We start from the raw sequence: 10121 nt of genomic DNA, 5'->3' as shown, positions 1-10121 counted from the left end.
CGATGGACACCCTTGCTCTTGGCTAGTGGTTGGCCACTACAAGCCCCCACAGCGGACTTTCACCGCCTAGTTAATCGCCATGCGTGGCGCACTAAAAAAAGGCGCCCCGACGAAACGGGGCGCCCTCAAAAAAGATGGTTAGGTTCAATGCTTTTATGTTTTTGCACACAACCAGCACTTTTTGTCCTGCTCTGAGGATGACGACGATGGGTTTGCGATGCGCCATAGAAAGCACCTCCTTGTAAGAAACTACTCTATCTTATGAGAATTTCTAGAAATGACTTGTACTTTTGCTCTGAAGAAAATATCATGCAAGGGAATCTGTCCCAACACGAACTCGTAGGAGGAATTTCGATGGGGTGACGGTGCTCTTGCGCATCCCGGCGGTTCGATGCCGCTGAAAGAGCTTGCCGAGCGGCTTGGCTCGTACGGGCTCGATTTTGTGCCGCTCGCTCTGGCCAAAGCGATTGCGGACATCGACACAAGCAACGGCAAGCTAAGCCCGGGGCGGCTCCTGCCATGAATACCGCAGAAAAAGGCCTTCTCCCTTTAGCGGGATTTCACCGCAGGGAGGAGGCCTTTTTGTCGTTAGCTGCGCTTATTTCGTCGACTTCAGCGCCGCTTCCACTTGAGCGAGATGCTTCGCCATCGTCGCGGCCGCCATTTTGGCGTCGCCGTCGCGAATCGCTTCGAAGATGCGCTGGTGCTCGCGCAGCAGCGTCGCCGCCGAGCTTTTCTCGCTGTAGAGCCACAGCTTGCGGCTGTCCTGAATCGTGCGGAAAATAGTCGCCGAAATGTGCCCCATAATCGTCTCCAGCATCGGATTGTGCGTCGCTTTGGCGATGGCGAGATGGAAGTTCGTGTCGTACAGCTGGCTCATTTCCTCGTTCCCGAGCGCCTGCTCCATTTGCCCGATGAGGGTGCCAAGCTCCGCCACGTCCGTATCCGTACGATGCTTTGCGGCAAGCTCGGCGGCGCCGGTCTCGAGAATTTTGCGCACCTGCAGCACTTGCGTCAGCTCGGCGTTCGACGTCTGCAGCGATTCCAGCACCGCCTCCGGCTCGATCGCCGGCTTCCGCACGTAAGTGCCGCCGCCCTGCCGCGATTCGACGAGCCCGAGCGCTTTCAAATGGCTGAGCGCCTCGCGCACGGTCGAGCGGCCTACCCGGTACCGCTCCGCGAGCTTGTCGATCGTGTCCAGCTTGTCGCCGGGCTTGATGATGCCGCTCTCGATAATGCGCCGCAGCTCGTCCGTTATGATTTCGTAGTTTTTTTTCTGCAGGTTCATTTGCCTAAGGCCCCTTTTCCATTGCGGAACATTTCGTTACTTATACTCTACACAAAATTTCGACGCTGTGATATAGTTGGCTTAAATTCGTCCGATGACCTGACTAATTTATACTGATGCGATGATGTGAAGGAGGCCCAGCTCCATGCTGCCGAGCGACGTGAAAGAACGCTTGATTGCTATCGTTGGCGCGAACTATTATCTGGATTCGCCGAACGAGTTATATGCTTATTCATACGACGCAACGCCGATTTACCAGGCTTTGCCCGATGCGGTGCTGATGCCGGGGACGACGCAGGAGGTGGCGGAGGTGCTGAAGCTTGCGAACGAGCACGGCATCCCGATCGTTACGCGCGGCTCCGGCACGAATCTCGCCGGCGGGACGATTCCGATTCATGGCGGCATCGTGCTGAATATGAATCGTTTTAACGAGATTTATGAGATCGATACGGCGAATTTGACCGCCACGATCGGAGCCGGCGTCGTCACGGCCGATCTGCACAAAGCGGTGGAGGCTGTCGGCCTGTTTTATCCGCCGGACCCGGGCAGCATGCGCATCTCGACCGTCGGCGGCAACCTCGCCCAGTGCGCGGGCGGCATGCGCGGACTGAAATACGGCGTGACGAAAGATTACGTCATGGGCCTCGAGTATGTTTTGCCTTCGGGGGAAATTTTGCGCTGCGGCGGCAAGAACGTCAAGGATGTGGCCGGCTACGATATGACGCGGCTGCTCGTCGGCTCGGAAGGGACGCTTGCGGTCATTACCGAAATCACGGTCAAGCTCGTGCCGCTGCCGGAAACGAAACGTACGCTGGTCGCGTATTTCACTAACCTGACCGATGCGGCCCGCACCGTGGAGCAAGTGATCGCCGCCAAAATCATCCCCGCCACCGTCGAGTTCCTCGACCAGGGGACGATGAAAGTGGTCGACGACTACGCCAAGCTCGGGCTGCCGCTCGACATGAAGTCGATGCTGCTCATCGAGCAGGACGCGCGCCGGATCGACGGTCGTCCGCGACATCGAGCGGATCGCCGACATTGCCTGGAAGGCGGGCGCCGCCGACGTGCGCGTAGCGCAGACGGAGGAGGAGGGCGCGAAGCTGCTCTCGGCGCGCCGAGCGGCGTTATCGGCGCTGTCGCGGCTGCGGCCGACGACGATTCTCGAGGATGCGACGGTGCCGCGCTCGCGGCTGGCGGAGATGGTCGCGGAGATCGAGCGGATCGCCGAGAAATATGAAGTGCAGATTTGCACGTTCGGCCACGCCGGAGACGGCAACCTGCACCCGACGTGCATGACCGACGAGCGGAACAAGGAAGAAATCGAGCGCGTGGAGAAGGCGTTCGAGGAAATTTTCCACGCGGCGCTGCGGCTTGGCGGCACCATTACCGGCGAGCACGGCGTCGGCATCGCCAAGCTCGGGTACTTGGAGCTGCGAGTCGGCCCCGGCGGCATGACGCTGATGCAGCGGCTGAAGGAAGCGTTCGATCCGAACGGCATCATGAACCCCGGCAAGCTCGTTGCCGGCAGCGAACGGAGAAGGGTGGTCGTAAAGCGATGACGGCTGCAAACGCCAACGATGCAAAAGGCTGCGACACGCTTACGCTGACGAGCGGCAAATTCAACATGGACGATATTATGAACTGCATGCACTGCGGGTTCTGTCTGCCGTCTTGTCCGACGTACCGGATGACGGGCAAGGAGACGCAAAGCCCACGCGGCCGCATCGCTCTCATGAAAGGCGCGGCGCTCGGCCAGCTCGAGCTGGATGCGGAATTCGAACGCAATATGTACGACTGCCTCGGCTGCCGCGCCTGCGAGACGGCGTGCCCGGCCGGAGTGCCGTACGGCACGATGATCGAAGCGGCGCGCGAAGCCGTCGAGGATAAGAAGTTGGCGGAGAGGCCGATGCCCTTCGTGAAGAAGCTGGCGTTCCGCCACCTGTTCCCGCACCCGAAGCGGATGCAGGCGCTCGGCACGGTGCTGTGGGGCGCGCAGGCACTCGGGCTGCAGAAGCTTGCCGACAAAACGGGGCTGATCCGCATTCTCCCGCGCGAGATGGCCGAAATGCAAAAGAGCGTCGGCCGCGTCGCTTCGCCGTTCGCCCGCGCCAAGCGGAAGCGCGTTATGGCGGCGGAAGCGCCTGTACCGGAAGCTACGGCGGGTGTGTCCGGCGCGGAAGCCGCGGCGGCCCGTACGGATGCTGCTGCCCAACCGCTGCGGGTCGGCTTCTTTACCGGCTGCATCATGGACGTTATGTTCTACGAGACGAATCAGGCGACGGCGAAGCTGCTGGCGAAAGCGGGCTGCGAAGTCGTTTTTGCCGAGGCCCAGACGTGCTGCGGCGCTCTGCATGCCCATTCCGGTTACAAGGACGGAGCGAAAGAGCTGGCGATGCGCAACATCGAGGCATTCGAGCGGGCCGGCGTCGATCTGATCGTGAACAACGCCGGCGGCTGCGGCGCAGCGCTGAAAGAGTACCACCACTGGTTCCACGACGACCCGGCCTGGCATAAGCGGGCGATGGCGTTCGTGGCCAAAATGCGCGACGCCAACGAGCTGCTCGCCGAGCTGCCGCCGCTCAAGCTGACGAAGCCGGTGGACGCGGTCGTGACGTACCAGGACTCGTGCCACCTTGCCAACGGCCAAGGCGTGCGCAATCAGCCGCGCCAGCTCATCCGCTCGATCCCGGGCGTGCAATTCGTGGAGATGAAGGGCGCCGACAGCTGCTGCGGTTCCGCCGGCATTTATAACATCACGAACTACGACAAATCGATGGAGCTGCTCGACGACAAAATGAACAACGTCAAGAAGACGCAGGCGCGGCTAATCGTCACCTCGAACCCCGGCTGCCTGCTGCAAATGAAACAGGGCATTATTCGCGCCGGGCTGCAGGATCAGATGGAAGCCGTGCATATTATGGATCTTCTCGAACGTGCGTTGTGAAGCGGGGGAACTAGAAAAAGTAAATACATTTATTGACTTTATGGCGTATGGGTATGGTACAATAGCTATACGATAAACGATATCGTATACTGGCGTTTTGGAAATACTAAAAAGGCCGTCAAGCGCTGCCAACGCTTAACGGCTTTTAGATAACGTGTTGTGGACACCCACGGCGCGCATGAACTTAGTTACAATTCAGCGAAAAACCACCGGCTGGTTCCTCAACCTACACCCGGTGGTTTTTTCGCTTGTTTATCAGCCTACGAATCCAGCGATACAGCTTCATGCCACCGAACCAAAGGCTCAAGAGACCGACGCCTATCTGGATCATCGTATGCAACGTCGCAAGCTTGACCAGGTGCAACACCTCCTTTGCAGAAGGGCTACGCCGTGGTCAAAAATCCACCGTGCGTTATCTAGGGAAAATATACCATACCGGGATTGGTTACTGGTATAAATGAGTTTTAGATTATTAGAAGGCTCTGGTCGACTTCAAACCGCTGGAAAACGTCCAATGTTTTTATTGCGGTTGCCTTAGCGGGCAGTTGCATTGGAAACGATACAGTCAAATGGCCTTTGCCCCGCTCAAAACCGCAGTTGCGAGGTAATTTCGTTGGAGGAAATCCAATGAGTACCACGGCAACCCTATTTTCAGGTGAAAAACATTGGACAAAATACAATGAAGCAACCACGTGGCCTGACAGAGAAAATAAGATTCCCCCGGTGCCCGCCACAGATCCGCAAAAAAGCCAACAAGCAGCGGTTCCAGACCGCGGCCTGTTGGCTTTTTTTCACCCTCCGAACTTATCCCTGAACCACGCGGCGGCAGCCGCCGCTTCGGTCTGCGTCAGCTGGTGCCCTGTCCGCTCCCAATGGACATCGACCGCAGCTCCTGCATTGCGCAGCAAAGCGGCCAGCTCCTCCGTCTCTTCGGGACGGCAGATCGGGTCGGTCCGGCCGGCGCCGATGAAAACCGGCACCCCCTCCAACGAAGGCGGCTTGACGCCGCGGCGCGGCACCAATCGGATGGTGCAGGATGGCCCCGGCCAGCGCCTGCTCGTGGTGCAGCAGCATGCTGGCGGCGATGTTCGCGCCGTTCGAGTAGCCGACTGCTACGACCCGCCCCCGGTCGAATCCGTACCGTACAGCCGCTTCATCTACGAACTGCATCAGCTCCGCCGTGCGCCGTACGAGGTCCTCCTCGTCGAAGACGCCTTCGGCCAGACGCCGGAAAAAGCGCGGCATGCCGTTTTCGAGGACGTTTCCCCTGACGCTAAGCACGGGAGAAGCCGGCGAAATCAACTGCGCCAGCGGCAGCAAGTCGCGCTCGTCCCCGCCCGTGCCGTGAAGCATTAACAGCGTTGGGAGCTCCTTGTTCTCGCCTTCCTGGAACAGATGGATCATTCGCCCGCATCCCCCTTCAGCACCCGCACCTCGAACGGCTGCAAATTCGCTTCGATCGCGGCCCGGTGAGGCTCGAACCAATCCGGCAGCATCAGCTTCCCGCCCAGCGCCTCAGGCGCTTCGTCTACAGCGAAGCCGGGATTGTCTGTCGCGATCTCGAACAGAATGCCGCCTTCCTCCCGGAAATACACGGAGTGAAAATAGTTCCGGTCCAGCACCTGCGTCGGATGCAGTCCTTCGCGCGCTACACATTCTCGCCACTCCAGCTGGTCGGCATCGTCTGCCGCGCGCCATGCGATGTGATGTACGGTCCCGGCTCCCCCTTCTCCCCAAGGCATATCGGCTGCCCGCAGGTCGATGAAATTGCCGATGTCGCCTGTCGCTTTGTAGCGGATATAATCCCCTTCCTCCGCCACTCGCTCGAGCCCCATCAGCTTCTCAAGCCGCTCCCCCGTCTTAACCGCATGGATACTGAACAGCACTGCTCCGCCGAAGCCTTTGATCGCTTGACCAGCCGGGATGCCGCCGAACGACCATGCGCTTCCCGGTCCTTCCTCCCGTTCGACGATCTCCAGCCGCAACCCGTCCGGGTCGGCAAATTGCAGGAATGTTTCCCCAAACCGCACTGTCTCCGTTACCGAAACGCCGAACTTGTTTAGCCGCTTTTTCCAGAAATCGTAGGCGCCCGGCGGTACGGCGAATACGGTGGCCCCGACTTGCCCGCCTCCTATCCGGCCGCGCCGCGAGCCGGCATACGGGAAAAACGTCATCACCGTCCCCGGCGCACCCGACTCGTTGCCGAAATACAAATGATACACTTCCGGCGCGTCAAAATTAATCGTCCGCTTCACAAGCCGCAGTCCGAGCAAACCCGCGTAAAAATCGACGTTCTTCTGCGGATCGCCGGCGAACGCCGTAATATGGTGAATGCCGGTTGTATGTTTGACAGTCATTTTGCAAATCCTCCTTTGATTGTTTGTTTAAATTTAAACATCTTTAATTCAAGATAAATATACTACTCCCTTTCGTTTATGTCAACATCCCGCGCCGTTCATGGCAGCTCTCCCCATAAAGGTGATATGTTTCAGAAACAGCGAAGTGCAGATACCGGCTCAAGAAAGCGGAGCCTTGCGGTGGCTGAGCTTTTTTGGGCGATGCGGGCTCGATCTGCGCGAGGTGATGGCGGAGCTCGTCTACTACGATTATGCCCATTTTTCCAAAGCGTTTAAGCTATGCATTTGTATCTCACTAGCTCAGTATCAGCACTGGATGCAGGAGATGGCCGCTTCCTTCCGCAACACGGGGAATGTCGTTTTTTACAAGACTGGCGAGGGCGGGGCATGCTACAGTAGACTGGAACAACAACGATATGGAGGGCTGCCCGCATATGATTAAAAAAAATCGCCACACAAGCTGTATACGTCGAAGATCAGCAAAAAGCGAAAACGTTCTGGACCGAAAAAGTCGGCTTCGAGCTCGTCCGCGAAACACCGATGGGTCCGGGAGGGAACTGGCTCGAAGTGAAGCCGGTAGGCGCCGAGACTGCGCTGGTGCTCTACCCGCGGGCTATGATGAAGGGCTGGGAGACGATGAAGCCGTCGATCGTGTTCGAGTGCGACGACATCGATGCGACCTACGCGAGCATGAAGGAGCGCGGCGTCGAATTCGAGGGCGAGCCGCAAAAAATGCAATGGGGCACGTACGCGCAGTTCAAAGACGAGGAAGGTAACCTGTACGTGCTGAAAGGCTAACCGGCCTAGATCAAGCTGGAAAAGCAAAGAGGCGCGCTGCCGGGCAACATGCCTCTTTGCTTTTTTGCGTTTTGATCTAGTGGACCAGGTTCGGAAGTTCGAATTACGAACTTGTTCTGTAATTAGCGACTTTTACGACGCTGCCCTGAGCCGAATTTGCTTGCGTAAAAGCTTAGCGTACTGGAAGTCCATGTGGAGAGTCCAAAATTCTTTATGAGCGCACTCTGGGGCGCTAACCTGCAGTATTCGGCTTTTTGTTCCTAAGCAGCGTCACAAGACGCTTTAAATAAGGAACCTGGACGCATTACGAAATTAAGACCTCTCAGGTTCACATATCTTCTTCAACAAGCCGGAGCAAGGTTCGAGCGGCTGAAGCGATGCCATGCGCGATCCCAAAACAGCCCCCTCGGCTACGGTCACACTCCCTTATTACTGCCGGAAAAAGCCTTCCGTCTGGGCATAGCCCAGCGCATGCTTTTTCAGCAGCGGTTCCAGCTGCTCGAAAAACGTCGGTGCCTTCGCCGGCAGCTGCAGCGTCTCCGTATCGAGCGCAAACACAGCGATCCGGTACAGATGGTCGCCGGAGTAGCGCGGCGGCTCCATGCCGTAGTAGGCGTTAAGCTCGGTGCCTGCCTGCAGATGGCCAGCCGCCCCTTCGGGCAAGCCTGTCGCCGTCGCCGGAATGTTCAACACGCTCCAGTGAATGAAGTTATCGGCGATCGGGTGAATGTCGTATATGATGACGGCAAACGATTTGGTGCCTTGCGGCGCCCCCTGCCACTGGACCGGCAGGCTGACGTTTTTGCCGCCGCTGACACCGCCGTGGGCGTACACCGTCGGGATGTCCCCTTCCGGGCTGAAGGCAGCCGACGATACACGGAAGCCGTCGTGGCTTTGCGCCGGCAGCTGGCTGGCACTAAGCTCGCGGTTCGCGGAGTCCCAGCGAAGCTCCAGACCGAGCGCTAGCGGGATCATCCGCGCGGAGGAGAGAACGCCATCACTGCCCAGGACGGCAGCAGAGTCGAGCCGGTACTGGACGCCGTTTATGGTAACGGTATTGCCGCCGAGCTTCTGCGAGACGGACAGGCCGTTTTTATCGGCGTGCCATGTTTGCTGTTCGTTATCCCATGTTACGGCCAGGCCGGCTGCTTCGAACACAGCGCGCACGGGGATGAGCTGCTGGGAGTTGACCATTTCGCCCTTAGCGGCCAGCGTTTTGCCTGCGATTCGAATGCTGAATGGCGTATTCCAGTTTAAGTAGCTCGCCACGTTCTGCATGACGTCTTTCTCCGCGGCGGATGCCGGGGCTGGGGATAGTACGGAGAAGGCGATGGCGGCAAACAGAAACATTTTGATAATGGGCTTCATAAAGATCGTTTCTCCTTCGAATCGGATATGATGTACAATAGAAAAAGGTAGCAGCGCTGCATTATGTAATATATTTTTATGTTGTCGACGTAATTTATGTTATATTCATTGGATGACTTTGTCAACAAGGGTGTGAGTTTTTTTGCTGTCGGTTGAGAAGCAAATGTTGTTCCTGCTGTCGCGCGCGGACGATTTGGAGACGCAGGATTTAATCCGGATTTACGAAAACCGCGGATATTCCGCCCCTTATATTCGCAACGCCCTTTCCCGTCTGAAAAAAGACGGCTACGCCGACTCCCCCACCCGCTCCATGTACCGGATTACGGACGCAGGCCGGAAATTTATCCGCTCGATCAATTTCAAGCCGCAGCTGTATGGGCATGCATGGGACAGGACGTGGCACCTCGTGCTGTCGGAGTTCCCGGAAACGGAGCGGCGGCGGCGGGACCAGTTCCGCGCCGACTTGCTGCAGACCGGGTTCGGGCTGTTATACGACGGAGTCTATATATCACCGTGGCCGTACCGCGAAGAAACGGACGAGCTGATTCGCAAGCATGCCGTGGAGCGTTATGTGACCTGCATATCCGGTACGATGACCGGCCGCGCCATCACTGCCGACGAAGCCGCGGATATTTGGTCTTTGGGCGCGGTGGCGGAAGCTTATGAGCGAAAACGCGAATGGTTTGCTGGAGAGTTCAAACCCCAGGCCGAGCGGCTGCTTATGACGGACGGAAGCGGCAGAAAAGGCAAAGCTGGGGTCGGCGGGGCTGTAGGAGGCAACGTCGAGAGAGGCAAGGCAGTGGCAGGCCGCGCCGGAACAGGTGCTGACTTGGCGGAAACTCCCGGCACGGCGGATGAAATGCAGCTGTTTTTGCTTTATTTGCAGCTTGGGGAAGCGATCAGCGAGCTGTATTTGACCGATCCTATGCTGCCTGAAGAGCTGCTGCGCAGCGACTGGGTCGGCCGGCGCACGCTGGAGGAGCTGAACGGGTATATGGACCGGATAGTGGCCGCTATTCCGCGGGACTCGGCCTACAGCCGATTCATCAGGTAAGCGGCAGGTATCGGAGACGATGCAAGGACAGGACTTTTGAGGTGAACATCATGGACATGAACCGGCAAAATGAGGCGGAGATCGCGGCCCAAACGGGCAGCCCGGAAGGCGGCCTGCCGTCCGCTCCCGGCCGGCCGCAGGAAAAGCAGTGCGTTTACTGCGGGCAGCGGAAGCCGCTTAGCGAGTTCAAGCGACGTTAGGGCCGGCGCGCGGGGAGCACCGGGCGGCGCGGCGCCTGCCGCGACTGCCGGCTGCGCGGGGCGGCGACGCCGGGTGCGCGCGAGCGCGGCGCAGGCGGGACGGCGGTGGCAC

Annotated in this window: 9 protein-coding genes and 2 pseudogenes; 6 read left to right on the top strand and 5 right to left on the bottom strand. The window is 58.5% G+C overall.

Annotated elements, in window-relative coordinates:
* Positions 1-91: 91 nt before the first annotated feature.
* Entirely contained in the window at positions 92-226 is a 135-nt protein-coding gene (locus SD70_RS39595) for a hypothetical protein (protein WP_269432563.1), read from the bottom strand.
* 165 nt (positions 227-391) lie between these two features.
* Between SD70_RS39595 and SD70_RS39590 the strand changes: the two genes are divergently transcribed.
* Positions 392-523, top strand: coding sequence for a hypothetical protein (locus tag SD70_RS39590; protein ID WP_269432562.1), 132 nt, complete (start codon positions 392-394; stop codon positions 521-523).
* A 75-nt stretch (positions 524-598) separates the two neighbouring features.
* On the opposite strand, the gene SD70_RS31625 is transcribed toward SD70_RS39590, so the two are convergent.
* Positions 599-1288, bottom strand: coding sequence for a FadR/GntR family transcriptional regulator (locus SD70_RS31625; RefSeq protein ID WP_041052578.1), 690 nt, complete (start codon positions 1286-1288; stop codon positions 599-601).
* Positions 1289-1433: 145 nt separating this feature from the next.
* Between SD70_RS31625 and SD70_RS31620 the strand changes: the two are divergent.
* Positions 1434-2847 (top strand): annotated as a pseudogene (locus SD70_RS31620) (FAD-binding oxidoreductase).
* Positions 2844-4232, top strand: a complete 1389-nt coding sequence (locus SD70_RS31615) for a (Fe-S)-binding protein (protein ID WP_082053798.1) — start codon at positions 2844-2846, stop codon at positions 4230-4232. The pseudogene SD70_RS31620 and the gene SD70_RS31615 overlap by 4 nt, the downstream one beginning before the upstream one ends.
* Before the next feature lie 791 nt (positions 4233-5023).
* On the opposite strand, the pseudogene SD70_RS31610 reads toward SD70_RS31615, so the two are convergent.
* Positions 5024-5636, bottom strand: a pseudogene (locus tag SD70_RS31610) (alpha/beta hydrolase).
* The gene (locus tag SD70_RS31605) at positions 5633-6589 is read right to left on the bottom strand and encodes a ring-cleaving dioxygenase (RefSeq protein ID WP_041052577.1); all 957 of its coding nucleotides are present in this window, start codon (positions 6587-6589) and stop codon (positions 5633-5635) included. The pseudogene SD70_RS31610 and the gene SD70_RS31605 overlap by 4 nt, the downstream one beginning before the upstream one ends.
* A gap of 447 nt (positions 6590-7036) precedes the next feature.
* Between SD70_RS31605 and SD70_RS31595 the strand changes: the two genes are divergently transcribed.
* On the top strand, positions 7037-7387 hold the full coding sequence (locus tag SD70_RS31595; RefSeq protein ID WP_041052575.1) for a VOC family protein: 351 nt from the start codon (positions 7037-7039) through the stop codon (positions 7385-7387).
* A 429-nt stretch (positions 7388-7816) separates the two neighbouring features.
* On the opposite strand, the gene SD70_RS31590 is transcribed toward SD70_RS31595, so the two are convergent.
* Entirely contained in the window at positions 7817-8755 is a 939-nt protein-coding gene (locus tag SD70_RS31590; RefSeq protein WP_052488108.1) for a YbhB/YbcL family Raf kinase inhibitor-like protein, read from the bottom strand.
* A gap of 142 nt (positions 8756-8897) precedes the next feature.
* Between SD70_RS31590 and SD70_RS38975 the strand changes: the two genes are divergently transcribed.
* Together SD70_RS38975 and SD70_RS36645 are read left to right on the top strand one after the other, a co-directional pair.
* Positions 8898-9809: a PaaX family transcriptional regulator C-terminal domain-containing protein gene (locus tag SD70_RS38975; protein WP_041052574.1), complete on the top strand. Its 912-nt coding sequence runs from the start codon at positions 8898-8900 to the stop codon at positions 9807-9809.
* Positions 9810-9865: 56 nt separating this feature from the next.
* Positions 9866-10009: a hypothetical protein gene (locus SD70_RS36645; RefSeq protein WP_156158303.1), complete on the top strand. Its 144-nt coding sequence runs from the start codon at positions 9866-9868 to the stop codon at positions 10007-10009.
* The last annotated feature ends 112 nt before the right edge of the window (positions 10010-10121 follow it).

It is taken from the genome of Gordoniibacillus kamchatkensis, from assembly GCF_000829455.1.
In the GTDB taxonomy this organism is placed as follows: domain Bacteria; phylum Bacillota; class Bacilli; order Paenibacillales; family NBRC-103111; genus Gordoniibacillus; species Gordoniibacillus kamchatkensis.
The sequence above is the reverse complement of the archived record's forward strand: the minus strand, read 5'-3'. Positions and strand labels throughout refer to the sequence as shown.

What these genes read in the sequence shown, in the direction of transcription:
- SD70_RS39595 (WP_269432563.1), bottom strand. Translation starts at nt 226, where the DNA reads ATGGCGCATCGCAAACCCATCGTCGTCATCCTCAGAGCAGGACAAAAA.
- SD70_RS39590 (WP_269432562.1), top strand. Translation starts at nt 392, where the DNA reads ATGCCGCTGAAAGAGCTTGCCGAGCGGCTTGGCTCGTACGGGCTCGAT.
- SD70_RS31625 (WP_041052578.1), bottom strand. Translation starts at nt 1,288, where the DNA reads ATGAACCTGCAGAAAAAAAACTACGAAATCATAACGGACGAGCTGCGG.
- SD70_RS31615 (WP_082053798.1), top strand. Translation starts at nt 2,844, where the DNA reads ATGACGGCTGCAAACGCCAACGATGCAAAAGGCTGCGACACGCTTACG.
- SD70_RS31605 (WP_041052577.1), bottom strand. Translation starts at nt 6,589, where the DNA reads ATGACTGTCAAACATACAACCGGCATTCACCATATTACGGCGTTCGCC.
- SD70_RS31590 (WP_052488108.1), bottom strand. Translation starts at nt 8,755, where the DNA reads ATGAAGCCCATTATCAAAATGTTTCTGTTTGCCGCCATCGCCTTCTCC.
- SD70_RS36645 (WP_156158303.1), top strand. Translation starts at nt 9,866, where the DNA reads ATGAACCGGCAAAATGAGGCGGAGATCGCGGCCCAAACGGGCAGCCCG.